Origin of the sequence: Agrococcus sp. BE272 (genome assembly GCF_031457935.1) — a bacterium.
GTDB lineage: Bacteria > Actinomycetota > Actinomycetes > Actinomycetales > Microbacteriaceae > Agrococcus > Agrococcus sediminis.
Map to the genome: position 1 here is coordinate 35,685 of NZ_JAVDXL010000002.1, position 23,725 is coordinate 59,409.

Consider the following 23,725-nt stretch of genomic DNA (forward strand, 5'->3'; position numbering starts at 1 on the left):
CGCGCCTCAGCCCAGCAGTCCCAGCGTGCCCGTCACGATGAGCGCGCCGCCGCCGAGCACCGACAGCGCGATGATCGTCCATCGCACGACGGTCGGGTTCACCAGGTGCGCGAGGCGGTCGCCGAGCAGCACGCCCGCGACGACCGGCAGCGCGAGCGCGAACCACGCCCACAGCGGCCACTCGGGCGATCCCTCGGGGGCGACCAGCGGCCGCACCGCGACGACCGCGCCGCTGATGAGCACCCAGAAGGGCTGCATCGTCGCGACGAAGGTGCGGTCCTGCCAGCCGGACAGCAGCGAGTAGGCGCCGACCGCCGGAGCCCCCATGCCGACGCTCGCGTTCAGCAGGCCGATCGCGGTGCCCGAGGCCACCCGCAGCGCCGGGCCGTCGTGCGTGCGCGTCGCGCTGGTGAACGCGACCGCCACGAGCACGCCGAGCACCGCGATGGCGCCGACGGCCACGCGCAGCAGGTCGGTGTCGAGGCCCTTCGCCAGCAGCATGCCGGGCACCATCACGGCGAGCGCGGGGATCGCGATCCAGAGCAGCCGCCGCCAGTCGATGTCGCGCCATACCCGCGGCAGGATCATGAGGCAGGCGATGGCGCCGTAGAGGTTCACGACGAGCACGGCGGCGAGCGGGCCCGCCACGAGCGCGACGGCCGGCGTGACGACGAGGCCCCAGCCCATGCCGATCATGCGCTGCCCCACGGCGCCGACGAGCACGGCCGCGAGCGCGACGACGAACGACAGGAGGTCCACGGGGCGCTAGCGGAGGTCGGCTTCGATCGCGCGGGCTGTGCGCTGCACCGCGGCGCCGAGCGCCTCCGTGTCGGGCTGGCCGACCGTGACCACCGCCACGGACGCATCCGTCGTGCCGCGGCTGCGGATGGGTGCGCCGACCGACGTGATGCCCTCGATCACCTCGTTGGCGCTCACCGCGAAGCCGCGCGAGCGCACCCGCTCGACCTCCGGGTGCATCGGGCCGTCATGGCCGAGCGCGCGCCACGTGGCGTCGTCGAGCATCGCCTGCAGCGCGATGCCGGGCGCGCCGAGCGCGATCGGGTGCCGGTGCCCGGGGTGCTGGGCGACGGATGCGTTGACGCCCCGGGGCACGGCCGTCACGAGGGTGACGGCGTCGTCCCCGTCGCGGACGGCGAGGAACGCCGTCATGCCGAGCTCGTCGGCCAGGTGCTGCAGGTGGGGGAGCGAGGCCGACTGGAGGTCGTGCTCGACGTCGCGGGCGAGCACGACGAGCTGCGGGCCGAGCGAGAGCATGCCGCCCGCGTCGCGCACGACCAGGCGGTGCTCCTCGAGGGTGCGCACGAGCCGGTAGGCGACCGAGCGGTGCACGCCGAGGCGGTCGGCGAGCGACTGGATCGACTGCCTGCCGTGGTCGGCGAGCAGGGAGAGCGCGGTCAGGCCGCGCGAGAGGGTCTGCGAGCCGCTCGTCTCGCTGCGCGGGGTCGTGGTGGCGGCATCCGTCGGCATCGTCGCCCGCTCCCATCACCGCATCCGCTCGGACGCGCTGTTGCAAGCATAGAACAGCGCGTTCAGATAGCGGGCAGTGCCCGCCGGGGCTCAGATCTCGACGGAGTCGCCGACACCGAGGCGGTGGTGCTCGCCGCCGCCCTGGCTGACGGCGCCCTCGATGCGAGCGTGCGCCATGCCGAGCCCCATCTCCGACAGCGGCGCGTCGTGCACGGCGAAGGTCGCGCGCGGCGCCACCTCGACCACGAAGTCCATCACGTCGCCGATCTTCAGCCACGGCGCGCCGGCGGGCGCGGCCAGCAGCGCGACCGGCACGTCGGGCACGGCGTAGGAGTCGCCGGGGTAGTAGAAGCGCTCGTTCACGAGCACGCCCAGGTTGTCGACCACGGGGATCGAGCGGTGGATGACGGCGTGCTCGCCGCCGAAGAAGCGCAGCCGGAACGGGCCGGCCGTCACGCGCTCGCCGGCGTGGACGACCGACACGTCGAAGCCCTCCGCCGCCTGCGCGACGCCCTCGGGGCCGTAGATCGGCACGCCGGGGTGCGCGGCGCGGAGCGCCTCGAGGTGCTCGGCATCCCAGTGGTCGGCGTGCTCGTGGGTGATCACGATCGCCACGAGCCCCGGCGCCGTGACGGCGCCGCTCTGGTTGCCCGGGTCGATGACGAGCTGCTGCCCCTCGTCGTCGAGGATCATGCAGGCGTGCTCTCGCTTGGTCACTCGCATGCCGACCACCCTAGGTGCGGCCCCCTCCGCTGGTCGAGCCGCGGCCTCTCCTCCGCTGGTCGAGCCGCGGCCGCAGGCCGCGAGTCGAGACCACCCCGCAACCTCCACCGCTGGTCGAGCCGCGGCCGCAGGCCGCGAGTCGAGACCACCCTCGCGAGCCGCCCGCCCATCGCGCCCCTAGGCTCACCTCTGTGCGCATCGTGGTCGCCTCCAACCCCGCCGCCCGCTTCGGCCGCAGCGGCGCCGTCGGCGCGCTCGTCGCCGCCCGCATCGCCGACCTCGGCCACGAGGTGACCCACATCGCCGCGGCCGACTACGCCGGCCAGCTCGAGCAGTCGCGCTTCGCGATGATCACGGCGGATGCGCTGGTGGTCGTGGGCGGCGACGGCATGGTGCACCTCGGTGTCAACATCGTCGGCGGCACGTCGAAGCCCCTGCTGGTCGTGCCCGCGGGCAGCGGCAACGACTTCGCGGCGGCGATGGGCATCACGTCGGCGCAGCAGGCGATCGACAGCCTCGAGGCGGCGCTCGCGGCCGAGCCCGACCGCGTCGACCTCATCCGCATCGAGCACCCCGACGGGGTCGCGCTCGCCGCCGGCGTCGTCTCGGTCGGGTTCGACGCCGACGTCAACGTGCGCTCGTTCCGGCTGACGGGCGTGCCGAGCCGCATCCGCTACCAGGCGGCGATCCTCGCGACCGTGCTGCGGCCGCGGCACCGCACCTTCCGCGTCCGGCTCGACGGCGGTCCCGAGCGCACCTGGCGCACCCTGGTCGCGGCGATCGCCAACAACCGCACCTTCGGCGGCGGCATCCCGATCGCGCCCGACTCGTCGATGCGCGACGGGCGCCTCACGGCGGTCTTCGCCGACGAGCTCTCCTACCCGTCGTTCCTGCGACTGCTCGCGCGCGTGCTGCGCGGCACGCACACGCGCGACCGCCGCGTGACGGTCGTCGACTGCGAGACGGCCGAGCTCGCGAGCGACGAGACGGTGATCGTGTGCGCCGACGGCGAGATCGTGGGCCGGCTGCCCGTGCGCTGCAGCATCATGCCGGGCGCCCTGCGGGTGCTCCGGCCGCGCTGATCGGGCGCGCTCGACGCCCCGGCGGCGGCGGATTTTGCGCGGCGCCGGATCGTGTGGCACACTATCCAGGTTGCAATCGCAAGACCAGCAGCGCCGGCCCCATCGTATAGCGGCCTAGTACGCCGCCCTCTCACGGCGGTAACGCGGGTTCGAATCCCGCTGGGGTCACAGTGAGAAGCGCCCCGGTCCACGGACCGGGGCGCTTCGTCGTTCCCGGCCACGGATGCGCAGCGCCCCTCGACCCGAGGGCCGAGGGGCGCTGGAGCCGCAGCCGCTCAGGCGGGCTGGCGCACCGCCGGCAGCAGCGCGCCGCGGAAGTACTCTGCGAGCTCGTCGGTCGCCGTGAGGGGCAGCACGGCGCCCACGTACTGGTCGGGCCGCACGACGACGATCGCGCCGTCGCGCGAGATGCCGCGGATGTCGAAGATGTCCTCGTCGGGGAGCGTCGCGTAGACGTTCTCGAGGTTCACGAGCTCGAACGGTCCCACGACCGGCTTGAACGCATCCGGCACCTGGCCGAGGTGGAAGTCGTGGTGGCCCTGCTGGTAGACGGCCTTCACGTCGATGATCGCGCTCGAGTCGCGGCCCTCAGGGGTGTGCACGCGGATGGGGGAGTCGGGCGACTGCTCCAGCCACTCGGCGAGCGCCGTCATCGCCGAGGCCTCGCCGGCGGCCGGCCGGTCGGCGAAGGCGTAGAGGCGGTAGCGGCCGTCGGCGGTGTGGAAGTGGCCGAGCTGCACCGGGTTGGTGTCGGCGACCTTCACGACGCGCGCCGACTTGAAGCGCTTGCCGACGGGGAAGCCCGTCGCGAGCTCCTGGTGGCGGGCCTCGGCGACGATCTGCGATGGCGCGTACTCCGTCATGAACCCGGCCGGGAACTCCATCGTCCGCGTGTAGAACTCGGCGACCTCCTGCGGGCTGCCGAGCTCGCTCGCGGGCTTCGCCATGAGCGTCGACCACTCCTTGTCGAAGTCGATGAGGTTCTGCGCGACCACCTGGCGCTCGAGCGAGTAGGTGTCGAGCAGGCTCTCGGGGGCGCGGCCGTCGAGCACGTGGCCGAGCTTCCAGCCGATGTTGAAGCCGTCCTGCATCGAGACGTTCATGCCCTGGCCGGCCTTCGCGCTGTGGGTGTGGCACGCGTCGCCGGTGATGAAGACGCGCGGCGTGCGCGTGCCGCGCTCGTCGGGCTTCACATCGTCGAAGCGGTCGGTGATGCGGTGGCCGACCTCGTAGATGCTGCTCCAGGCGATGTTGCGCACGTCGAGCGTGTACGGGGCGATGATCGCGTTCGCGCGGCGGATGACCTCCTCCATGGGGGTCTGGCGCACGCGGCCGTGGTCGTCCTCGGGCACCTCGCCGAGGTCGACGTACATGCGGAAGAGGTAGCCGCCCTCGCGGGGGATGAGCAGGATGTTGCCGCCCGTGCTCGACTGGATCGCGCACTTGGTGCGGATGTCGGGGAAGTCGGTCACGGCCAGCACGTCCATGACGCCCCAGGCGTGGTTCGCCGACTGGCCGGCGAGGGTGCAGCCGATCGCGGCGCGCACGCCGCTGCGCGCGCCGTCGGCGCCGATCACGTACTTGGCGCGGATGACGCGCTCCTCGCCCGTCCGGTCGCCGGCCGTGCGGGCGACGGTGACGCGCACGGGGTGCTCGCCGTCCTGCGCCACCTCGAGGCCGCGGAACTCGTAGCCGTAGTCGGGGGTGACGCGCCCGGGCGCGTTGCGCGCCGCCTCGGCGAAGTAGTCGAGCACCCGCGCCTGGTTGACGATGAGGTGCGGGAACTCGCTGATGCCGGTCGGGTCGTCCTCGGGCGCGGAGGTCTTCACGATGCGCGAGGGGTCCTCGGGGTCGGGGCCCCAGAACGCCATCTCGGTGATGCGGTAGGCCTCGGCGGTGATGCGCTCGGCGAAGCCGAACGCCTGGAAGGTCTCGACGCTGCGCGCCTGGATGCCGTCGGCCTGGCCGATCTCGAGCCGGCCCGGCCGGCGCTCGATGATGCGCACGTTCACGTCGGGGAACTGCGCGAGCTGCGCGGCGGCGATCATGCCCGCGGGGCCGGAGCCCACGATCAGCACGTCGATCTCGTCCGGCAGGTCTGCCGGGCGGTCGAGCCCGATGCCTGCGGCCGGCTGCACGCGCGGGTCGGTGGACACGTAGCCGTGGTGGTGGAACTGCACGGGCTTCCTCACTCCTGTGTGGGGATGACGGACATCATCGTCTGCTCGCCTCGTGTTCTATATCTGAACACGCGCTTCGATTATTGACACGAGCATACGACGGCGGCCGCGGCGGGACAACCCTCGGCCGCTTGCGCGACGGATCGAGGAGCATCTCGGAGTTGCGCACCAGCGGAGGATCGACCCTCCTCATCTCGTGCCGCCTCCTCGGCTCGTGACGGGCTCGCCCGGCCGCTCGCCGCCCACCGGGCCGCACGCCGCATCCGTCTCCACAACCCGGCCGACCGCCCGCACGAGGGCGAGCCAGTCGCGCCAGACTCCCGCCATGCGCGACCTCCGACTCGATCTGCTCGCAGCAGGCGGCGCCACGACGCGCACGGCGCTGCGCGCGCTCGGGCACTCGCACCGCGGGCTGCGCGCCGCGGTCGACGCCGGGGTCGCCGACGCGGCGACGCGCTCCTGGCTCGTGCTGCCCGACGCGATGCCGGCGATCCGCGCGGCACTCGCCGCCGGAGGCGCTGTCGGCGGCGCGAGCGCGCTCGCGACCTACGGCGTGTGGGTGACCGAGGCCCCGCTGCTGCAGATCGCGACGACCCCCACCACCGGCGTGCCGGCCGCGACTGTCGGCACGCGGCTGTGGGTGCGATTCGAGCGCGACGCGCAGCCGTGGCGAGTCAGCATCGTCGACGCGCTCGCGCAGCACGCGGTGCGCGTCGAGCGGGAGCACGCGATCGCGTCGATCGACAGCGCGCTGCACCAGGGGCTCATCGACGACGGCGACCTCGATCGCCTCTTCGGGATGCTCCCGCAGCGCTGCGGGCCGTGGCGGCGGCGGCTCGATGCCGCGGCCGAGTCGGGCCTCGAATCGCTGCTGCGCGTGCCGTGCCGCGATCGAGGCTGGACGGTCGAGTCGCAGGTGCCGGCGCCGGGCGGCGGTCGCAGCGACCTGCTGATCGACGGCTGGTTGTACGTGGAGGCCGACGGTGCGCAGTGGCACGACGAGCCGAAGCAGGCGGCGAAGGACCGCCGGCGCAACGCGGCGATCACCGCGGCCGGCGGCCGGTGGCTGCGGTTCGGCTACGCCGATGTGGTGCACCAGCCGACGCGCACGCTCGACACGATCGCACTCGTGCTGGCGCAAGGGCGGCCCGCGCGGAGGCTGGCTGGATGACGCGAGCGGCGCGGTCACCGGACGGCCGTCCATCGGTGCCGCACAGGCGCATCCGCCATGCTCTCCCGGTCGACGAGAGGAGACCGACATGCAGTGCCCCAATGACGCGACGACCCTGGTGATGAGCGAGCGCAGCGGCATCGAGATCGACTACTGCCCCGAGTGCCGCGGCATCTGGCTCGACCGCGGCGAGCTCGACAAGCTCATCGAGCGGTCGGCCGAGCAGCAGCCGCACGCGGCGCAGGCCCAGCAGCAGCCCTACGGCCAGCAGCAGCCCGGCTACGGCCAGGGCTACGGCCAGCAGGGGTCGAGCGACACCGTCGGGAAGATCGCCGACAAGGTGCTCCGCACGGTGCAGCAGCGCACCGGCGGCCAGCAGCAGCGCCAGCCCTACGGCGACCAGCGCTACGACCCCCGCTACGGCGACCAGCGCCAGCGCGGCAGCCGCGGCTGGCTCGGCGACATCCTGGGCTGAGGCGCAGCGCCCGTCACGGGATGAGGATCGGCGACGGCTCGAGGACGGATGCTCCTCGAGCCGTCACCGGAACCTGGATGCTCCTCGATCGGTGACGGCAGCCGAGCGTCAGCCGAGCAGCCCGAGAGCCCGCACCTGGTCGCGCTCCTCCTCGAGCTCGGCGACGGAAGCGCGCAGCTGCGCGGCGACATCCGCGTCGAGCTCGAGGCCCTCGACGATCGACCAGTCGCCGCCGGCCGCCGTGACGGGGAACGACGAGACGAGACCCTCGGGCACGCCGTAGTCGCCGCGCGAGACGACCGACATCGAGGTCCAGTCGCCGTCGGGCGTGCCGAGCGCCCACGACCGCACGTGGTCGACGGTCGCCGATGCGGCCGAGGCCGCCGACGAGGCGCCGCGCGCCGCGATCACCGCGGCGCCGCGGTTCGCGACGGTCGGCACGAACTCGTCGCGCACCCACTCGCGCTCGACGAGCTCGGTCGCGGGCTTCCCGGCGACGAGCGCGTGGGTGAGGTCGGGCACCTGCGTGGTCGAGTGGTTGCCCCAGACGATCATGCGGCGGATGTCGCCGACGGCGGCGCCCGTCCTCGCCGCGAGCTGCGCGACGGCGCGGTTGTGGTCGAGCCGGGTGAGCGCCGAGAAGCGCTCGCGCGGGATGTCGGGCGCCGCCGCGGCCGCGATCAGCGCGTTGGTGTTGGCAGGGTTGCCGGTGACGGTGATGCGGATGCGGTCGCTCGCGCGGTCCTGGATGGCGCGTCCCTGCGCCTGGAAGATGGCGCCGTTGGCGGCGAGCAGGTCGCTGCGCTCCATGCCCTTGCTCCGCGGTCTCGCGCCCACGAGCAGCGCGTGGTCGGCGCCCTCGAACGCGACCGGCGCATCCGCCGTCGTGTCGACCGAGGCCAGCAGCGGGAACGCCGCGTCCTGGAGCTCCATGACGACGCCCTCGAGCGCCGGCAGCGCGTCGGGGATCTCGAGGATGCGCAGCCGCACCGGCTGGTCGGGGCCGAGCATGTCGCCCGCGGCGATCCGGAACAGCAGCTGGTAGGCGATCTGGCCGGCGCCGCCGCTCACGGCGACGGTGACGGGCGGGTTGGCGATGGAGGCGCTCATGCCTCAATCGTGTCGGCCGCCGCGGCCTGTGGCTAGAGCCAGTGCCGCGCCTTGAAGACGACGTAGAGCACGCCCGCGAACGCGAGCATCAGCAGCAGGGCGAAGGGGTAGCCGAGCAGCCACTCGAGCTCTGGCAGGTGCCGGAAGTTCATCCCGTAGATGCCGGCGATGAGCGTGGGCGCGAAGAGGATCGCGGCCCACGACGTGACCTTCTTCGTCTGGTCGTTCTGCACGATCTGCTGCTCGGTCATCGCCCGGATCTCGTCGTTCTGCCGCTCGGCCACCCTGGCGGATGCCAGGTGCAGCATGCTCGCGAGCAGGTCGCGGTCTCCGGTCAGGCGAGCAGCCGTGCGGCGCGCGTGGTCGTCGACGTCGCGCAGGTGGCGGCGGAGCTCGAGCTGCCGCCCGTCGACCGCGGCCCCGACCCGCTCCACGACGATGCTCATCGGGTCGGCGGCGCGCTGCAGCGCGAGCACCCTGCGCATCGCGCGGTAGATCCCGACCGTCGGCGGGTGCTCCTCGGCGAAGAAGATGTCCTCGATGCCCTCGATCTGCTCGTGGACGCGGGCCGCGAGGCGCTCGTGCTCATCGGCCGCCTCGTCGAGCACTGCGTAGAGCACGGCGCGGGGCGTGACCTCCAGGGAGACGAGGCCCGCGTCGACGCGGCCGCGCACGCCCGACAGGCCCTCGTCGTCGCCCCAGGACGCCGTGACGATGCACCGCTCGTTGACGATGGCGTGCACCTCGCGGATCGCGAGCCCGTTGCCGTCGTCGACGACGCGGTGCACCACGCAGTAGTCGAGGTCGCCGTACGACTCGACCTTGGGGCGCTGGCCCTGCGCGATGACGTCCTCGACCACGAGGTGGTGCAGGTCGAGCTCCACGGCGACCGCGCGCAGCTCCTGGGCGGTCGGATCGACCAGGTCGATCCAGGCGAAGCCGCCGCGCTCCGCCGCCGTCTCCAGCACGCGGTCGAACGGCACGTCCTCGGCGACCCGCGCTCCCGCCGGCCATACGGATGCATCAGCGATGGGCATCGGAGAGTCCTTCGGGGGCTGCGCTCACGTTCGCAATATATGCGCAGCCCATGCCGTGCCGGGTCGGCGCGCTGTTCGCCATCAGAGGAGCGGGCTCGCACCCCCGCGTAGACTTGCCAGACGGCCGATCGCGGATCGCAGGTGCTGGGGGAGTAGGACATGGGCAGGACGCTCGCAGAGAAGGTGTGGGACGACCACGTCGTGGTGCGCGGTGAGGACGGCGCGCCCGACCTCATCTACATCGACCTCCACCTCGTGCACGAGGTCACGAGCCCGCAGGCGTTCGACGGCCTCCGCCAGGCCGGCAGGGGCCTGCGCCGCACCGACCTCACGGTCGCGACCGAGGACCACAACACCCCGACGCTCGACATCGACAAGCCCATCCAGGATCCGACGAGCCGCAAGCAGATCGAGACGCTGCGCCACAACGCCGCCGAGTTCGGCGTGCGCATCCACTCGCTCGGCGACAAGGAGCAGGGCATCGTGCACCTCGTCGGCCCGCAGCTGGGCCTGACCCTGCCCGGCGTGACGGTCGTGTGCGGCGACTCGCACACCTCGACCCACGGCGCGTTCGGCGCGATGGCGTTCGGCATCGGCACGAGCGAGGTCGAGCACGTCATGGCCACGCAGACGCTGCCGCTCAAGCCCTTCAAGACCATGGCGATCAACGTCGAGGGCGAGCTGCGCCCGGGCGTGACGGCGAAGGACATCATCCTCGCGGTCATCGCCAAGATCGGCACCGGCGGCGGCGCCGGCTACGTCTTCGAGTACCGCGGCAGCGCCATCCGGGCCCTCTCGATCGAGGGCCGCATGACGATCTGCAACATGTCGATCGAGGCCGGCGCGCGCGCGGGCATGGTCGCGCCCGACGAGACGACGTTCGCGTACGTCAAGGACAAGCCGCACGCGCCGAAGGGCGCCGACTGGGACGCGGCGCTCGAGTACTGGCGCACCCTCCCGACCGACGCCGACGCCGTCTTCGACAACGAGATCACCATCGACGCATCCGAGCTCGAGCCCTTCGTCACGTGGGGCACGAACCCCGGCCAGGGCGTCTCGCTCTCGGGCGAGGTGCCCGACCCGTCGTCGTTCGCCGACCCGACCGACCGCGCCGCCGCCGAGCGCGCCCTCGAGTACATGGACCTCGCGCCGGGCACGCGCCTCAAGGACATCCCGGTCGACACCGTCTTCATCGGCTCCTGCACGAACTCGCGCATGGAGGACCTGACGGCCGCCGCCGACATCCTGCGCGGGCACAAGAAGGCGGATGGCGTGCGCGTCATGGTCGTGCCGGGCTCGGCCCGGGTGCGCCTCGAGGCCGAGGCCGCGGGGCTCGACAAGGTCTTCACCGACTTCGGCGCCGAGTGGCGCTTCGCGGGCTGCTCGATGTGCCTCGGCATGAACCCCGACCAGCTCGCGCCGGGGGAGCGCTGCGCCTCGACCTCGAACCGCAACTTCGAGGGCCGGCAGGGCAAGGGCGGCCGCACGCACCTCGTGTCGCCGCTCGTGGCCGCCGCGACCGCGATCCGCGGCACGCTGTCGAGCCCGTGGGATCTGGTGCGCGAGCAGGAGGAGGTCTGAGATGGAGAAGATCAGCACGCTGACCGGCCCGATCATCCCGCTCGAGCGGTCGAACGTCGACACCGACCAGATCATCCCCGCCGTCTTCCTGAAGCGGGTCACGAAGACCGGCTACGACGACGCGCTCTTCCACTCGTGGCGGCAGGACCCGTCGTTCGTGCTCAACCAGGTGCCCTACCGCGACGGCGGCATCCTCGTCGTCGGCCACGACTTCGGCACCGGCTCGAGCCGCGAGCACGCGGTGTGGGCGCTGCGCGACTTCGGCATCACGGCCGTGCTCGGCCCGCGCTTCGGCGAGATCTTCCGCGGCAACGCCGGCAAGCAGGGGCTGCTCGTCGGGCAGATCTCGGAGGAGTCGATGGAGGCCCTCTGGGCCGTCGCGAAGGCGAGCCCGGGCGCGACGGTCGACGTCGACCTGGAGGCGCGCACCGCGACTGCCGGCGGCGTCGCGCACGACTTCCAGATCGACGACTACACTCGCTGGCGCCTGCTCGAAGGCCTCGACGACATCGCCCTGACCCTCCGAGACGAGGACGCGATCTCCGCGTTCGAAGCCAAGCGGCCGTCGTGGATGCCCACGACCCAGCCTGTGAGCGAAGGAACCTGAGTGAACCTGACCGAGTTCAGCAAGAGCGCCGGCGCCGCCGTCGGGATGAACGTCGACCGCATCACGGTGCGCGGCGGCAAGCCCCTGCAGGGTCGCATCCAGATGAAGGGCGCGAAGAACCTCGTCACGAAGGCGATGGTCGCGGCGTTGCTCGGCGAGTCGCCGAGCGAGCTGCGCAGCGTGCCCGAGATCAGCGACGTGCGCGTCGTGCAGGGCCTCCTCGAGCTGCACGGCGTCAGCGTCGAGCGCGACGGCGACACGCTGCGCCTCGACCCGGCGAACGTGCGCACCGCCCACGAGACGTCGATCAACGCGCACGCCGGCTCCAGCCGCATCCCGATCCTCTTCTGCGGGCCGCTCCTGCACCAGCTGGGCGAGGCGTTCATCCCCGACCTCGGCGGCTGCCACATCGGCGACCGGCCGATCGACTTCCACCTCGAGGTGCTGCGCACCTTCGGCGCCGTCGTCGAGAAGCTGCCGAGCGGCATCCGCATGACCGCCCCGAACGGGCTGCACGGCGCCAAGATCGAGCTGCCCTACCCGTCGGTCGGCGCGACCGAGCAGGTGCTGCTGGGTGCGGTGCGCGCCCGCGGCCGCACCGAGCTCAAGAACGCGGCCGTCGAGCCCGAGATCCTCGACCTCATCGCGATCCTGCAGAAGATGGGCGCCGAGATCCAGGTCGACACCGACCGCACGATCCGCATCGAGGGCGTCGACCGCCTCGTCGGCTACAGCCACACCGCCCTCTTCGACCGCAACGAGACGGCCTCCTGGGCGTGCGCGGCGCTCGCGACCGGCGGCGACGTCTTCCTCGAGGGCGCTCGGCAGCCCGAGATGACGACGTTCCTCAACGTGTTCCGCAAGGCCGGCGGCGCGTTCGAGATCGAGGACGACGGCATCCGCTTCCGGCACCCGGGCGGCGACCTGAAGCCCGTCGTGGTCGAGACGGATGTGCACCCCGGCTTCATGACGGACTGGCAGCAGCCGCTCGTCGTGGCGCTGACGAAGGCGAACGGCATCTCGATCGTGCACGAGACCGTCTACGAGCAGCGCTTCGGCTTCACCGAGGCGCTCGTCGAGATGGGTGCGCGCATCCAGATCCACACCGACTGCCTCGGCAGCCACGCGTGCCGCTTCGGCGCCCGCAACTACCAGCACTCCGCCGTGATCGCCGGCCCCGTCGAGCTGCACGGCGCCGACGTCGTGGTGCCCGACCTGCGCGGCGGCTTCAGCCACCTCGTGGCGGCGCTGACCGCCGAGGGCACGAGCCGCATCTCCAACGTCGGGATCATCGCCCGCGGGTACGAGCGCTTCATCGAGAAGCTGGAGACCCTCGGCGCGGACTTCGACGTGGAGGGCTGATGGCGCTGCCCGGCATCCCGCCGAAGTCGGAGCGCAGCCCCGTCTACCTCGGGCTCGCCGCGCTCGTCCTCCCCGCGGTGGCAGGCATGGCGAAGCTGCGCATCCGCGGGCACGAGCACCTGCCCGCCACGGGCGCGTTCGTGCTCTCGCCCAACCACTTCAGCGAGATCGACCCGGTGATCATGGCGGTCGCGGTGTGGAAGTCGGGCCGGGTGCCGCGCTTCATGGCGAAAGCGAGCCTGTTCGAGATCCCGGTGATCGGCAGCATCCTGCGGGCGGCCGGGCAGATCCCCGTCGAGCGCGCGGGCCGCTCGTCGCACGGCGAGCCGATGCAGGCGGCGCGCACCCTCGTGCGCGAGGAGCAGGGCGTCATCATCTACCCCGAGGGCTCGCTCACGCGCGAGCCGAACCTCTGGCCGATGCGCGGCAAGACGGGGGCGGTGCGCATGGCCCTCGAGGCCGGCGTGCCGCTCATCCCCGCGGCGCACTGGGGCACGCAGCACCTGCTGCCGCGCTACGGCAAGCGCCTCCACCCGTTCCCGCGCAAGCACATCGACATCCTCTTCGGCCCGCCGGTCGACCTCAGCGACTTCGAGGGCCGCACCGACCAGGCGTCGATGACGGCCGCGACCGACCGCGTCATGGGCGCGATCGCCGGGCTGCTCGGCGAGCTGCGGGGCGAGCAGCCCCCGGCGGTGCGCTACGACCCGTCGCAGTACGGGCAGTCCGAGATCGGGCGCTTCGAGGCGGGGCCGGATGCGCCGGAGCGCCCGGGCACGGACGACGAGCGGCGCACGGATGGTTGACGCCGCCGTCCTCGGCGCCGGCAGCTGGGGCACGACGTTCGCGAAGGCGCTCGCCGACGGCGGCGCCGAGACGGTGCTGTGGGCGCGGCGCCCCGAGGCGGCGCGCGAGATCGACGAGTCGCGCCGCAACACCCGCTACCTGCCGGGCATCACGCTGCCGGCGTCCCTGCACGCGACGAGCGACGTGCGCGAGGCGCTCGCCGAGGCATCCCAGGTCTACCTCGCCGTGCCGAGCCAGCAGCTGCGCCAGCTGCTGCGCGAGCACGGCGGCGCGATCCGCGACGACGCGCCCGTCGTGAGCCTCATGAAGGGCGTCGAGGCGGGCACGCGGCTGCGGATGAGCGAGGTCATCGCCGAGGAGCTGCAGATCGACGCCGGCCGCATCGCGGTCGTCTCGGGGCCGAACCTCGCGCTCGAGATCGCGCAGGAGCACCCCACCGCCGCGGTCGTCGCCTCGTCGAGCCCGATGACGGCGCGGGAGGTGGCGAAGCGGGCGCGCAACGACTACTTCCACTCGTTCATCAACACCGACGTGATCGGCACCGAGTTCGGCGGCGTGCTGAAGAACCTCGTGGCGCTCGCGATCGGCATCGTCGACGGCGTCGGCTACGGCGAGAACACGAAGGCGTCGATCATCACGCGCGGCCTCGCCGAGGTGACCGACTTCGCGGTGGCGCACGGCGCCGAGCCGCAGACGATGAGCGGACTTGCGGGGCTCGGCGACCTCATCGCCACGTGCGGCTCGCCGCTGTCGCGCAACTTCACCGCCGGGCGGCTGCTCGGCATGGGCTATTCGCGCACCGACGTGATCGCCCGCATGGAGCAGGTGGCCGAGGGCCTCGCCTCCGTCGACCCGGTCGCGCAGCTCGCGGCCGCCAAGCGTGTGCGGATGCCGATCCTCGAGCAGGTGCGCCTGGTGCTCGACGGCGCCATGGACCCGCGTGACATCGCCCCCCACCTGACGACCGACGACGAGCCGATCGAGGAGTGACGGTGCCCGAGACCCCCACGAAGACCCGCGTCGCGCTGCTGTTCGGCGGCCGCTCGAGCGAGCACAGCATCTCGTGCGCGACCGCCGGCAGCGTGCTGCGCCACCTCGACCGCGAGCGGTTCGAGCCGATCGTCGTCGGCATCGCGCCCGACGGCGCCTGGACGCTGTGGGACGGCGACCCGGCCGAGCTGACGCTCGAGGCCATGCCCGTCGTCGCCGACAACGGCACCCGCGTGCGGCTGCCGCAGGTCGCGGGGGAGCGCACCCTCACCGTCGAGGACGCCTCCGGCACCCGCACCGTGCCGGTCGACATCGTCTTCCCCATCCTGCATGGCCCGTTCGGCGAGGACGGCACCGTGCAGGGCGCGCTCGAGCTGGCGGGGCTGCCGTACGTCGGCAACGGGGTGCTCGCGAGCGCCGTCGGCATGGACAAGCACTTCACCAAGACCGTGCTCGAGCACGCGGGCATCCGCGTCGCGCCGTGGATGACGATCTCGCGCGCCGACTGGGCGCGCGACCCCGACGCGGTGCGCGCGCGGCTCGGCGACTTCCCGATGCCGGTGTTCGTCAAGCCGGCCCGCGCGGGCTCCTCGGTGGGCGTGAGCCGCGTCGCCTCGGTGCTCGAGTTCGACCGCGCGATGGAGACGGCGCTCGCCGAGGACACGCGCGCGCTCGTCGAGGCCGGCGTCTCCGGGCGCGAGATCGAGCTGGGCGTGCTCGCGGCCCGCGCCGGCGCGATGCCGCGCGCGTCGCTGCCGGGCGAGATCGAGCTCGACGAGGGGCGCTTCTACGACTTCGACCTCAAGTACCGCGGCGGCGAGGGCGCCCGCGTCGTCTGCCCTGCCGAGGTCGACGACGAGACGCTCGCCGCGCTGCAGACGACGGCGATCCGGGCGTTCGAGGCGATCGAGGGCGCCGGGCTCGCCCGCGTCGACTTCTTCGTCTCGCCCGAGCACGGCATCGTCGTCAACGAGATCAACACCATGCCCGGCTTCACGTCGATCTCGATGTTCCCGGTCGTCTGGGAGGCGACGGGCATCGCCTACGGCGACCTCATCACCGAGCTGATCGAGCTGGGGCTCCAGGAGCAGCGATAGCCGCCACCCTGCTCACCGTCGGCCACGGCCGGCTCGACGGCGACGGGCTCCGCTCCCTGCTGGGCGGCGCCGGGGTCGAGCTGGTCGTCGACATCCGCCGCTTCCCGGGCAGCCGGGCCAACCCGGCGGCGTCGCGCGACGCGATCGAGGGCGAGCTCGCCGCGGGCGGCATCGGCTGGCGCTGGGAGGAGCGGCTGGGCGGCCGCCGGCGGCTGACCGCCGCGGAGGACGGCGCATCACCGGATGCGTGGTGGCGGGTCGCCGCGTTCCGCGCCTATGCGGCGTGGACGCGCTCCGACGACTTCGCGGCGGCCCTCGCCGACGTGCTCGCCGAGGCCGAGGAGCGCCGCGTCGCGGTCATGTGCTCGGAGGCGGTGTGGTGGCGGTGCCACCGGCGCGTCGTCGCCGACGTCGCGGCGGTGCTGCACGGCGCTGAGCCGCTGCACCTCATGCACGACGGCTCATTGCGCCCGCACCCGGTGAGCGAGTCGGCCGTCGTCGTCGACGGCGCCGTGCGCTGGCCCGCGGAGGCGGCTGGCTGACGCCCGCGCGCTGACTGAGGCTGACCGCCTCAGAGGTGCACGAGCTCCGGCTCGCGCAGCCACCCGTCGATCCGGCCCTGCAGCCAGGCGACGACCATGGCGTTGAAGTGCTCGACGTCCTCGATGCTCCACACGTGGTGCACGCCGGGCGCGGTGCGGGTCTCCGCGTGCGGGACCGCCATCTGGATGCGGTCGAGGGAGGCGCGCATGACCGCGTGATCCTTCTCGCCGACGACCGCGAGCATCCGCCCCGAGTAGTCCCGGAGGTCCTGCGGCAGCGTGCCGCTGAAGACCTCGTCGAGCATCGCCCGCGCGTTGTCCTGCCGGAGGGTGACGCCGTGCTCGACGAACGCGCGGCGCGCCTCCTTCGGCATGCCGTAGACGGCCGCCTGGGCGCGCCAGCTCCAGCGCATGCCCCACAGCGCGAGCTGCGCGCGCGCGGCGAGGCGGGTCTGGCGGGGGAGCGGCACGGCCGCGGCGCCGCTCACGAGCACCGAGCGCACGAGCTCCGGGTGCCGGGCGGCCAGGTGCAGCGCGACGGCACCGCCGAGCGACAGGCCGACCACGTCGACGCGCCGCTCGCCCGCGAGCGCGCGGATCCGCTCGGCGACGTCGTCGGCGGCGCCGGCGAGGCCCGGCCAGTCCTCGGCGGCGCGGGCGCCGAAGCCGGGCAGGTCGGGCGTGAGCGCGAGCCGGTCGGCGACGGCGGGCAGCTGCGGCTCCCACATCCAGTTGGCGACGTTGCCGCCGTGGATGAGCACGACGGGCGGATGCTCGCTGGGCGTGGCGGGCGGATGGACCTCGGGGAAGGCGGTCACGGCAGCTGCTCCTCGAGGGCGTCGAGCCAGTCGAGCTCGACCTGCACGTGCCGGAGGCCGTGGTCGAGCGTGGCGAAGCGGAGGTGCTCGGCGCGCGTCGCGGGCTCGGGCATGGCGTCGCGGATGGCCTCGAACTCGCCCTGGCGCGCGAGGGCGAGGGCGCGGCGCTGCTCGATGAGGGCGCTCAGCTCGTCGTCGTCGAGCGCGTCGGCGAGGAAGACGCGGGCGAGGAACGCCTCGCGCTCGGGCTGCCGGTCGAGGTCGGAGCGCAGCCAGTCGTGGAGCGCCTCGCGGCCGGCGGGCGTGAGGTGGTGCTCGAGCCGGTCAGGGGTGTTCGTGCCCGGCACCACGGTGACGGTCGCGTGCCCGTCGTCGACGATCGTGCCGAGGGTGCGGTAGATCTGCGCCTTGTCGGCCGACCAGAAGTGGTTGACCGTGGTGTCGAAGTGCCGCTTGAGGTCAGCGCCGGTCATCGGGGCCAGGTCGAGCAGCCCGAGGATGATGCGGGAGAGGATCACGGCCTCAGTGGAGCAGACGCTAGTCGATCTGTCAACTAGCGAAGTAGCGACAGGAGGCCGTGCGCGACGCACGGCGGCCCCTGCCGCTCGTCGCTCAGACGCCGTGCGGCTGCTCGGGGTCGTAGCCCTCGGCAGGGTTCTCCTTGGCGCTCTCGCCGATCGACGGGTCGGGCTCCTCGACGTGCCGCTCCGCGCTCTGCTCGCCGTCGGTCTCGTCGACGACGGCCTCCTCGTGCGGGTCGGCCGGCTTCCGGTCGTCGTGCATGGCGTGCCTCCTGTCTGCCCGGCGACGGTGCCGCGCAGCGCCGACGCTACTCGCGCCGTGGCCGGGCGCGCCACGGCAGAGGCGGCGGGCGCCTCGCGCACCGCCGCCTCCTGGTCCCGTCGTCTCAGACGCCGACGTGCATGGCGTGGGCGGAGGCGCGCGCCGCGTCGATGCGCTCGGCGGCGAGCGCCTCGGCCGCGGCGAGCGGCGTGATGCCGCGCTCTCGCGCGCTCGCGAGCACGCCGCGCACGGTGTCGCCGATGCCGGTGAGGCGCTCGGCGATCGCGGGCCACTCCATGCCGTGCCCCATGCCCTCGAGGTGGATGACGCCGCCGGCGTTCACGACGAAGTCGGGCGCGTAGACGATGCCTCGCGCGGCGAGCCGCTCGGCGCCGGAGCGGTCGGCGAGCGGGTTGTTGGCGGGGCCGACGACGGCCCGCACGGGCAGCGCGTCGATCGTCTCGTCGGTGAGGATGCCGCCGAGGCCGGCGGGCACGAGCACGTCGGCGGGCGTCGTCAGCGCGGCTTCGGGCGCGATCCACTCGGCGCCGAGGTCGTGGGCGAGCTGGCGCTTGCGGTCGTCGATGTCGGTGACGAACAGGCGCGCGCCGTGCCCGGCGAGCATGCGCGCGAGGCGGCCGCCGACCTGGCCGAGGCCCGAGATCACGAACGAGCGCTCCTCGATGCGGTCGGAGCCGAAGGCGGCCTCGAGCGTCGGCGCGATCGCCGAGTAGACGCCGAGCGCGGTCGCGCCCGCGGGCTCGCCGGCGCCGCCGTTCTCAGCGGGGAGGCCCACGACGTGCGCGGTGCGCTCGCGCACGACGAGCATGTCGTGCTCGGTCGTGCCGACGTCCTCGGCGGTGCGGTAGCGGCCGTCGAGCGCCTCGACGAGGTCGCCGAGGTCGAGGAGCGCGGCGCGGCGGCGCTCGGCGTCGAGCGTCGTGCCCATCGGCAGCGCGATCACCGACTTGCCGCCGCCCGCGTCGAGGCCGGCTGCCGCGTTCTTCAGCGTCATCGCGGCCGAGAGCCGCAGCGCGTCCGCCTGCCCATCGGCCCACGTCGGGTAGGTCCACATCCGGCATCCGCCGAGCGCCGGGCCCAGCGCGCTCGAGTGCAGTGCGACGGTGATGACGAGTCCGCTGCGGGCGCCCATGGATGTCAGGACGCGCTCGTGCGTGAACTCAGGGATGGCGCTCATGGCGGCTCTCCTCATTGAGTGCATGCGCCGTGGATCCCACGGCGCTGTGGGGTGCCGCGGGTCGCGCGGCTGCCTCGATCATGGTGCGGATGCGCGCGGCGCGCAAGCAGGAGCAGCCCAGTTGCGCGCGCAGCGCAGTGGCGCCGCAGGAAACCGCGTCGGATTGCGCACCTCGACCTGCCGTGGCGAGCGCCGCGCGGCGACGGTCAGGCGATGCGGAAGCCCTCGTCGCCGCGCGGCTCCGCCTCGGCGGCGTCGACCCGGTCGACGCGGGCCGAGGGCGGGCCCTGCGCGAGCCACGCGCCCATCGCCCGCACCGCATCCGCCGTGCCCTCGACCTCCGCCTCGACCGTGCCGTCGAAGCGGTTGCGCACGCTGCCGGCGACGCCGAGGCGCCGGGCCTCGTGCGCCGCCGCCATGCGGAAGCCGACGCCCTGCACGCTGCCGTGCACCACGAAGCGGCGGCGGATGCGGTCGGTCGCCGTCATGCCGCGCTCAGTGCTGGTCGCGGGGTGCGTTGTCCTCCGACCAGTGCGACTGCTCCTGCTCGAGCTCGACGCGCTCCTCGCCGTCGACCTGCTCGGGCTGCTCGGCGTCGGGGCCGGTCGGCCAGGCGTGGCTGGGCGCCTCGACGGGCGTGCCGTCGCCGTGCACGGGCTTGCCGGTCTTCGGGTCGATCGCGGCGCCGTCGTGGCCGGCTCCGGGCGGGAACTCGTTGTGGCGAGTGTCGAACGACGATGCCGAGCCGCTGTCGGCCGGTGGCGCCTCGTGGTACACGGGGTCGCCGTCGCGGGAGTCGTGGTGCGGGTCGTTCTGGTTGTGGGTCATCGTCGCTCCTGACGCGCTGCGCCCTGCGCGCGATGCGCCCGCGGGGCTGGTGCGGCAGACGCTACGCCGCTCACCTGGGGGGAACAAGGGAGCCGGCCGCCCGCCGGTAGGCTGATCTGTCGTGGCACTCACGATCGGCATCGTCGGACTCCCCAACGTGGGCAAGTCGACCCTCTTCAACGCTCTCACCAAGAACACCGTGCTCGCGGCGAACTACCCGTTCGCGACGATCGAGCCGAACATCGGGGTGGTCGAGCTGCCGGACGAGCGCCTGACGCGCCTCGCCGAGATCTTCGGCTCGGCGCGCATCCTGCCCGCCGCCGTCTCCTTCGTCGACATCGCCGGCATCGTGAAGGGCGCGAGCGAGGGCGAGGGGCTCGGCAACCAGTTCCTCGCCAACATCCGCGAGGCCGACGCGATCGCACAGGTCGTGCGCGGCTTCGCCGACGGCGACGTCGTCCACGTCGAGGGCGCGGTCAACCCCGCCTCCGACATGGAGACGATCAACACCGAGCTCATCCTCGCCGACATGCAGACGCTCGAGAAGGCGATCCCGCGCCTCGAGAAGGAGGTCAAGGGCAAGAAGGTCGACCCCTCGGTGCTCGCGGCCGCCGTCGAGGCCAACGAGATCCTGAACTCGGGCCGCACCCTCCAGCAGGCAGGCTTCGACACGACGCCCATCAAGGAGCTCGGGCTCCTCACCGCGAAGCCCGTGCTCTTCGTCTTCAACGTCGACGAGGAGGTGCTGTCGGATGCGTCGAAGAAGGCCGAGCTCGAGGCCCTCGTCGCGCCGGCCAAGGCCGTCTTCCTCGACGCGAAGGTCGAGTCGGAGCTCGTCGACCTCGAGCCCGACGAGGCGCTGGAGCTGCTGCAGTCGCTCGGCCAGGAGGAGTCGGGCCTCGACCAGCTCGCCCGCATCGGCTTCGAGACGCTCGGCCTGCAGACCTACCTGACGGCCGGTCCCAAGGAGTCGCGCGCCTGGACGATCCGCAAGGGCTGGACGGCGCCGCAGGCCGCCGGCGTCATCCACACCGACTTCGAGCGCGGCTTCATCAAGGCCGAGGTCGTCTCCTTCGCCGACCTCGACGCAGCCGGCTCGATGGCGGATGCGAAGGCCGCGGGCCGCGTGCGCATCGAGGGCAAGGACTACGTGATGGCCGACGGCGACGTGGTCGAGTTCCGCTTCAACGTGTGAGCGTCCCGCCCTCGACCTCGACGATGGGCGAGCTGCGGGCTCGCGTCGCGGCTGCACCGTCGGGTCCGCCGGATCCGCCGGCGCTGAGCGTCGCGGTCATGGCGCACGGACGTGTCGAGGAGGCGGCGGGCTTCGGACTCCTGGCCGCCGACGGGCAGCGGCAGGCCGGGCCCGAGTCGATCTTCCACGCGGCGTCGATGAGCAAGCTGGTCACGGCGCTGGCTGCGCTGCGGCTCGTCGCGCAGGGGGACATCGATCTCGATCAGGACATCGATCGGTACGCGACCACCTGGCGGCTGCCTCGGGCGACGAGCGGTGGCGCGGTCACGCTGCGGATGCTGCTGAGCCACCACAGCGGCATCGTGGACGCCGACGGCGCCTTCGACGTCATCCTTCCTGGGAGCACCCGCCCGTCGATCGACGATGTCCTGCGTGGACGGCACGCGCCGAGCGCGCGAGCTGTCCGTCAGGAGCACGAGCCGGGGGTGCGGTTCGTGTACTCCGATGCCGGCTATGGCGTCGTCGAGCGGCTGCTCACCGATGTCATCGGTGCACCGTTCACCGCGCTGATGAGCGAGCTCGTGCTGCAGCCGCTCGGCATGACCCGCAGCCGGTTCGGCACGCCCGAGGAGCTCGGCGCGGACGTGGCAGATGGCCATGACTCGGCAGGCGTCGTCATCGAGGGGCGGCGTCCGGACTACCCGTGCTCGGCCGCGGCCGGTCTTTGGTCGACGCCGACCGACCTCTGCCAGATCGCGCGAGAGCTCCACCGTGCTCTTCGGGACTCCGGCGCGCTGGGGATCCCGGGAGCGCTCGCGCGCGACATGGTCAGCGGCCAGTTCGACACCGGATGGGCAGGGCTCGGCGCCTTCCTGGGCGGGGATCCGGCGGGCACGCGCATCACGTCGCTCGGGTGGGGCGTCGGCTTCCAGTGCATGCTCCGCGCATATCCCGACTCCGGCGACGCGGTCGTGGTGATGACGAACAGCGATCCGGGGCGCCCGCAGGACGAGGCGATCTCCGGCCAGGTCGTGGAGATCGTCGAGCGCCTGCGGGGGTGGTGAGTCGCCCCTGGAGAGCCCCGGCAAGCCGCCCGCTCGACGTGCGGGATCCGGCGAGCCTACCGTGGGGGCATGACGGAGCAGCAGCGCTACACGGTGCTCTCCGAGCATGACGGCTACGAGGTGCGCCGCTACCCGCGCACCTGCTCGCGCAGGTCGAAGCACCAGGGTCGTTCTTCGAGGCGGGAAACCGGGGCTTCGGCCCGCTCATCCGCTACATCACCGCCTCGCACATCTCGATGACGGCACCCGTGATCCAGGCGCCGGGCGTCACGCAGCAGTGGACGGTGAGCTTCGTGATGCCAGCGGGCGCCACCCGCGTTCCGGCTCCGTCAGACGCCGCCGTCCGCATCGTGGAAGTGCCCGAGCGGCGGGTCGCCGCGCGGAGGTTCAGCGGTGGATCCAACGAGACGAGGTATCAGGAGAACGCCGATGCGCTCGAGGCGGCGCTTGCCCGGGATGGCGTCGCCGTCGAAGGTCCGGTCTGCTTCGCACGCTACGACCCGCCCTGGAAGCCCGGGTTCCTGAAGAGGAACGAGGCGCTGGTCGCTCTCGCATGAGAAGCGCCCATCGAGCAGGGTCGGCTCCAAGAGGACACCGGGTCTCGCACCGCATCTGCACCTCGTACCCAGGAAGCACTCAGCGGTGGCCTGGCAGTGTGTACCCCGGTACTCCTGGGGCGGGAAACGTCTTGGATGAAGGCCCAGCGACAGCCCCTCCGCTTCGGCGTGAGGGGCTTGCACCTTGTTTGGGCGGTTCTCGTTTGGCTTCCTCCAGCCCGGCACGCCAGTCTTGACCCATGTCGAACCCGACCGCCGCGATGCTCGTGATTGGCGACGAGATCCTGTCAGGGCGCACTCGCGAGGCGAACGCGTACCACCTTGCCGGCCGGCTCGGGCAGGTCGGCATCGACCTGCGCGAGATCCGCGTCGTGCCCGACGACCCCCGGGTGATCGTCGACGCGCTCGACCAGCTGCGGGCGGCGCACACGCACGTCTTCACCTCCGGCGGCATCGGCCCGACCCATGACGACATCACCGCGGATGCGGTGGCCGACGCGTTCGGTGTCGGCATCGATGTGCGCGAGGACGCTCGAGAGCACCTGCAGGCGGCCGTCGGCGCGAGGAGGACGCTGACGCCCGAGCACCTGCGCATGGCGCGCATCCCGCACGGCGCTGCACTGATCGCCAACCGCATCAGCGGCGCGCCGGGCTTCAGCATCGGCAACGTGCACGTGATGGCCGGCGTGCCGGCGATCTTCGTCGCCATGCTCGACGACCTCCTGCCGGGTCTCGAGGCGGGCTCGCCGGTGGTCTCGAGCGAGCTGCGCTTCGACGTCGGCGAGGGCCGGATTGCCGCTCCGCTGCGCGAGCTCGCGGCCGAGATGCCGACGCTCAGCATCGGCTCGTACCCGTTCCGCGACGACGCCGGCTACGGCACGAACATCGTCGTGCGAGGGACCGAGCCGACGCTCGTGCGGGAGGCGATGGAGCGGCTGCGCGCCATCCACGAGGCGGTGGGATGAGCGTGGTGCGTGGAGCCTCAGCGCCGTGAAGCACTGCTCAGCGGTCTCGCGGGCGCCTCGCGAGA

Annotated in this window: 27 protein-coding genes and 1 tRNA gene; 15 read left to right on the top strand and 13 right to left on the bottom strand. The window is 72.8% G+C overall.

All coding sequences use genetic code 11. From position 1 onward, the window contains the following. Nucleotides 1-6: 6 nt before the first annotated feature. The 3 genes from J2X49_RS06525 to J2X49_RS06535 form a co-directional block, all read right to left on the bottom strand. Complete coding sequence (locus J2X49_RS06525) at nucleotides 7-759, bottom strand: sulfite exporter TauE/SafE family protein (RefSeq protein WP_310124092.1); 753 nt, start codon at nucleotides 757-759, stop codon at nucleotides 7-9. 6 nt (nucleotides 760-765) lie between these two features. Next, the gene (locus J2X49_RS06530) at nucleotides 766-1,488 is read right to left on the bottom strand and encodes a helix-turn-helix domain-containing protein (protein ID WP_310124094.1); all 723 of its coding nucleotides are present in this window, start codon (nucleotides 1,486-1,488) and stop codon (nucleotides 766-768) included. Between the two features lie 90 nt (nucleotides 1,489-1,578). Beyond that, nucleotides 1,579-2,211, bottom strand: coding sequence for an MBL fold metallo-hydrolase (locus tag J2X49_RS06535; protein WP_310124096.1), 633 nt, complete (start codon nucleotides 2,209-2,211; stop codon nucleotides 1,579-1,581). 191 nt (nucleotides 2,212-2,402) lie between these two features. Between J2X49_RS06535 and J2X49_RS06540 the strand changes: the two genes are divergently transcribed. Continuing rightward, a complete protein-coding gene (locus J2X49_RS06540; protein ID WP_310124097.1) occupies nucleotides 2,403-3,293 on the top strand; it encodes a diacylglycerol kinase family protein in 891 nt (296 codons plus the stop codon). 95 nt (nucleotides 3,294-3,388) lie between these two features. Continuing rightward, nucleotides 3,389-3,461: transfer RNA gene (locus J2X49_RS06545), tRNA-Glu, on the top strand. A 107-nt stretch (nucleotides 3,462-3,568) separates the two neighbouring features. Here J2X49_RS06545 and J2X49_RS06550 read toward each other — a convergent pair. Next, a complete protein-coding gene (locus J2X49_RS06550) occupies nucleotides 3,569-5,473 on the bottom strand; it encodes an FAD-binding monooxygenase (protein ID WP_310124100.1) in 1,905 nt (634 codons plus the stop codon). A gap of 189 nt (nucleotides 5,474-5,662) precedes the next feature. Beyond that, entirely contained in the window at nucleotides 5,663-5,800 is a 138-nt protein-coding gene (locus J2X49_RS06555; protein WP_310124102.1) for a hypothetical protein, read from the bottom strand. Between J2X49_RS06555 and J2X49_RS06560 the strand changes: the two genes are divergently transcribed. Both J2X49_RS06560 and J2X49_RS06565 read left to right on the top strand, forming a co-directional pair. Continuing rightward, entirely contained in the window at nucleotides 5,799-6,644 is an 846-nt protein-coding gene (locus J2X49_RS06560; protein WP_310124105.1) for a DUF559 domain-containing protein, read from the top strand. The genes J2X49_RS06555 and J2X49_RS06560 overlap by 2 nt on opposite strands. Before the next feature lie 88 nt (nucleotides 6,645-6,732). Next, nucleotides 6,733-7,119 carry a zf-TFIIB domain-containing protein gene (locus tag J2X49_RS06565; protein ID WP_310124108.1) on the top strand — a complete coding sequence of 129 codons (387 nt, stop codon included), beginning with the start codon at nucleotides 6,733-6,735 and terminating at the stop codon, nucleotides 7,117-7,119. 108 nt (nucleotides 7,120-7,227) lie between these two features. Here the strand turns inward: J2X49_RS06565 and J2X49_RS06570 are convergent, their stop codons facing one another. Both J2X49_RS06570 and J2X49_RS06575 read right to left on the bottom strand, forming a co-directional pair. Then, on the bottom strand, nucleotides 7,228-8,229 hold the full coding sequence (locus tag J2X49_RS06570; RefSeq protein WP_310124110.1) for a malate dehydrogenase: 1,002 nt from the start codon (nucleotides 8,227-8,229) through the stop codon (nucleotides 7,228-7,230). Nucleotides 8,230-8,261: 32 nt separating this feature from the next. After that, nucleotides 8,262-9,266, bottom strand: a complete 1,005-nt coding sequence (locus tag J2X49_RS06575; RefSeq protein WP_310124114.1) for a magnesium and cobalt transport protein CorA — start codon at nucleotides 9,264-9,266, stop codon at nucleotides 8,262-8,264. A gap of 159 nt (nucleotides 9,267-9,425) precedes the next feature. Here J2X49_RS06575 and leuC point away from each other — a divergent pair, with 159 nt between their 5' ends. The 7 genes from leuC to J2X49_RS06610 are packed head-to-tail and all read left to right on the top strand — an operon-like array spanning nucleotide 9,426 to nucleotide 16,252. After that, a complete protein-coding gene (gene leuC / locus J2X49_RS06580; RefSeq protein WP_310124117.1) occupies nucleotides 9,426-10,847 on the top strand; it encodes a 3-isopropylmalate dehydratase large subunit in 1,422 nt (473 codons plus the stop codon). A gap of 1 nt (nucleotide 10,848) precedes the next feature. Next, nucleotides 10,849-11,454, top strand: a complete 606-nt coding sequence (gene leuD, locus J2X49_RS06585) for a 3-isopropylmalate dehydratase small subunit (protein WP_146356563.1) — start codon at nucleotides 10,849-10,851, stop codon at nucleotides 11,452-11,454. A gap of 45 nt (nucleotides 11,455-11,499) precedes the next feature. After that, a complete protein-coding gene (murA, locus tag J2X49_RS06590; protein WP_310125959.1) occupies nucleotides 11,500-12,816 on the top strand; it encodes a UDP-N-acetylglucosamine 1-carboxyvinyltransferase in 1,317 nt (438 codons plus the stop codon). Continuing rightward, on the top strand, nucleotides 12,816-13,622 hold the full coding sequence (locus tag J2X49_RS06595; RefSeq protein WP_310124122.1) for a lysophospholipid acyltransferase family protein: 807 nt from the start codon (nucleotides 12,816-12,818) through the stop codon (nucleotides 13,620-13,622). Before murA ends, J2X49_RS06595 begins: the two co-directional genes overlap by 1 nt. After that, complete coding sequence (locus J2X49_RS06600; protein ID WP_310124125.1) at nucleotides 13,615-14,613, top strand: NAD(P)H-dependent glycerol-3-phosphate dehydrogenase; 999 nt, start codon at nucleotides 13,615-13,617, stop codon at nucleotides 14,611-14,613. The genes J2X49_RS06595 and J2X49_RS06600 overlap by 8 nt, the downstream gene beginning before the upstream one ends. Nucleotides 14,614-14,615: 2 nt before the next feature. Next, nucleotides 14,616-15,710 carry a D-alanine--D-alanine ligase family protein gene (locus tag J2X49_RS06605; RefSeq protein ID WP_310124129.1) on the top strand — a complete coding sequence of 365 codons (1,095 nt, stop codon included), beginning with the start codon at nucleotides 14,616-14,618 and terminating at the stop codon, nucleotides 15,708-15,710. 59 nt (nucleotides 15,711-15,769) lie between these two features. Beyond that, nucleotides 15,770-16,252, top strand: a complete 483-nt coding sequence (locus J2X49_RS06610; protein WP_310125963.1) for a DUF488 domain-containing protein — start codon at nucleotides 15,770-15,772, stop codon at nucleotides 16,250-16,252. A 29-nt stretch (nucleotides 16,253-16,281) separates the two neighbouring features. Here J2X49_RS06610 and J2X49_RS06615 read toward each other — a convergent pair whose 3' ends face one another. The 6 genes from J2X49_RS06615 to J2X49_RS06640 all read right to left on the bottom strand — a co-directional run bounded on the left by J2X49_RS06615 (nucleotide 16,282) and on the right by J2X49_RS06640 (nucleotide 19,879). Beyond that, entirely contained in the window at nucleotides 16,282-17,070 is a 789-nt protein-coding gene (locus J2X49_RS06615) for an alpha/beta fold hydrolase (RefSeq protein ID WP_128188845.1), read from the bottom strand. Continuing rightward, nucleotides 17,067-17,588 (bottom strand): PadR family transcriptional regulator, encoded by a 522-nt coding sequence (locus J2X49_RS06620; protein ID WP_128188846.1) that lies wholly within the window; start codon nucleotides 17,586-17,588, stop codon nucleotides 17,067-17,069. The genes J2X49_RS06615 and J2X49_RS06620 overlap by 4 nt, the downstream gene beginning before the upstream one ends. 94 nt (nucleotides 17,589-17,682) lie before the next feature. Continuing rightward, a complete protein-coding gene (locus tag J2X49_RS06625; protein ID WP_246991826.1) occupies nucleotides 17,683-17,853 on the bottom strand; it encodes a hypothetical protein in 171 nt (56 codons plus the stop codon). A gap of 124 nt (nucleotides 17,854-17,977) precedes the next feature. After that, nucleotides 17,978-19,051, bottom strand: a complete 1,074-nt coding sequence (locus tag J2X49_RS06630) for a Glu/Leu/Phe/Val dehydrogenase dimerization domain-containing protein (protein WP_310124136.1) — start codon at nucleotides 19,049-19,051, stop codon at nucleotides 17,978-17,980. A gap of 206 nt (nucleotides 19,052-19,257) precedes the next feature. Further along, nucleotides 19,258-19,539, bottom strand: coding sequence for an acylphosphatase (locus tag J2X49_RS06635; protein ID WP_310124138.1), 282 nt, complete (start codon nucleotides 19,537-19,539; stop codon nucleotides 19,258-19,260). Between the two features lie 7 nt (nucleotides 19,540-19,546). Continuing rightward, nucleotides 19,547-19,879 carry a hypothetical protein gene (locus tag J2X49_RS06640; RefSeq protein WP_128188849.1) on the bottom strand — a complete coding sequence of 111 codons (333 nt, stop codon included), beginning with the start codon at nucleotides 19,877-19,879 and terminating at the stop codon, nucleotides 19,547-19,549. 121 nt (nucleotides 19,880-20,000) lie between these two features. On the opposite strand from J2X49_RS06640, the gene ychF reads away from it, so the two are divergent. The 4 genes from ychF (at nucleotide 20,001) to J2X49_RS06660 (ending at nucleotide 23,660) form a co-directional block, all read left to right on the top strand. Continuing rightward, nucleotides 20,001-21,074 (top strand): redox-regulated ATPase YchF, encoded by a 1,074-nt coding sequence (ychF, locus tag J2X49_RS06645; protein WP_128188850.1) that lies wholly within the window; start codon nucleotides 20,001-20,003, stop codon nucleotides 21,072-21,074. 23 nt (nucleotides 21,075-21,097) lie between these two features. Next, nucleotides 21,098-22,138 carry a serine hydrolase domain-containing protein gene (locus J2X49_RS06650; protein WP_275065522.1) on the top strand — a complete coding sequence of 347 codons (1,041 nt, stop codon included), beginning with the start codon at nucleotides 21,098-21,100 and terminating at the stop codon, nucleotides 22,136-22,138. Between the two features lie 140 nt (nucleotides 22,139-22,278). Then, nucleotides 22,279-22,695, top strand: coding sequence for a heme-binding protein (locus J2X49_RS06655; protein WP_128188852.1), 417 nt, complete (start codon nucleotides 22,279-22,281; stop codon nucleotides 22,693-22,695). A 239-nt stretch (nucleotides 22,696-22,934) separates the two neighbouring features. Further along, a complete protein-coding gene (locus tag J2X49_RS06660) occupies nucleotides 22,935-23,660 on the top strand; it encodes a molybdopterin-binding protein (protein WP_310124143.1) in 726 nt (241 codons plus the stop codon). Nucleotides 23,661-23,725: the final 65 nt, after the last annotated feature.

What these genes read in the sequence shown, in the direction of transcription:
- J2X49_RS06530 (WP_310124094.1), bottom strand. Translation starts at nt 1,488, where the DNA reads ATGCCGACGGATGCCGCCACCACGACCCCGCGCAGCGAGACGAGCGGC.
- J2X49_RS06535 (WP_310124096.1), bottom strand. Translation starts at nt 2,211, where the DNA reads ATGCGAGTGACCAAGCGAGAGCACGCCTGCATGATCCTCGACGACGAG.
- J2X49_RS06560 (WP_310124105.1), top strand. Translation starts at nt 5,799, where the DNA reads ATGCGCGACCTCCGACTCGATCTGCTCGCAGCAGGCGGCGCCACGACG.
- J2X49_RS06555 (WP_310124102.1), bottom strand. Translation starts at nt 5,800, where the DNA reads ATGGCGGGAGTCTGGCGCGACTGGCTCGCCCTCGTGCGGGCGGTCGGC.
- J2X49_RS06565 (WP_310124108.1), top strand. Translation starts at nt 6,733, where the DNA reads ATGCAGTGCCCCAATGACGCGACGACCCTGGTGATGAGCGAGCGCAGC.
- J2X49_RS06570 (WP_310124110.1), bottom strand. Translation starts at nt 8,229, where the DNA reads ATGAGCGCCTCCATCGCCAACCCGCCCGTCACCGTCGCCGTGAGCGGC.
- J2X49_RS06575 (WP_310124114.1), bottom strand. Translation starts at nt 9,266, where the DNA reads ATGCCCATCGCTGATGCATCCGTATGGCCGGCGGGAGCGCGGGTCGCC.
- leuC (WP_310124117.1), top strand. Translation starts at nt 9,426, where the DNA reads ATGGGCAGGACGCTCGCAGAGAAGGTGTGGGACGACCACGTCGTGGTG.
- leuD (WP_146356563.1), top strand. Translation starts at nt 10,849, where the DNA reads ATGGAGAAGATCAGCACGCTGACCGGCCCGATCATCCCGCTCGAGCGG.
- murA (WP_310125959.1), top strand. Translation starts at nt 11,500, where the DNA reads ATGAACGTCGACCGCATCACGGTGCGCGGCGGCAAGCCCCTGCAGGGT.
- J2X49_RS06595 (WP_310124122.1), top strand. Translation starts at nt 12,816, where the DNA reads ATGGCGCTGCCCGGCATCCCGCCGAAGTCGGAGCGCAGCCCCGTCTAC.
- J2X49_RS06600 (WP_310124125.1), top strand. Translation starts at nt 13,615, where the DNA reads ATGGTTGACGCCGCCGTCCTCGGCGCCGGCAGCTGGGGCACGACGTTC.
- J2X49_RS06625 (WP_246991826.1), bottom strand. Translation starts at nt 17,853, where the DNA reads ATGCACGACGACCGGAAGCCGGCCGACCCGCACGAGGAGGCCGTCGTC.
- J2X49_RS06630 (WP_310124136.1), bottom strand. Translation starts at nt 19,051, where the DNA reads ATGAGCGCCATCCCTGAGTTCACGCACGAGCGCGTCCTGACATCCATG.
- J2X49_RS06635 (WP_310124138.1), bottom strand. Translation starts at nt 19,539, where the DNA reads ATGACGGCGACCGACCGCATCCGCCGCCGCTTCGTGGTGCACGGCAGC.
- J2X49_RS06640 (WP_128188849.1), bottom strand. Translation starts at nt 19,879, where the DNA reads ATGACCCACAACCAGAACGACCCGCACCACGACTCCCGCGACGGCGAC.
- J2X49_RS06650 (WP_275065522.1), top strand. Translation starts at nt 21,098, where the DNA reads ATGGGCGAGCTGCGGGCTCGCGTCGCGGCTGCACCGTCGGGTCCGCCG.
- J2X49_RS06660 (WP_310124143.1), top strand. Translation starts at nt 22,935, where the DNA reads ATGTCGAACCCGACCGCCGCGATGCTCGTGATTGGCGACGAGATCCTG.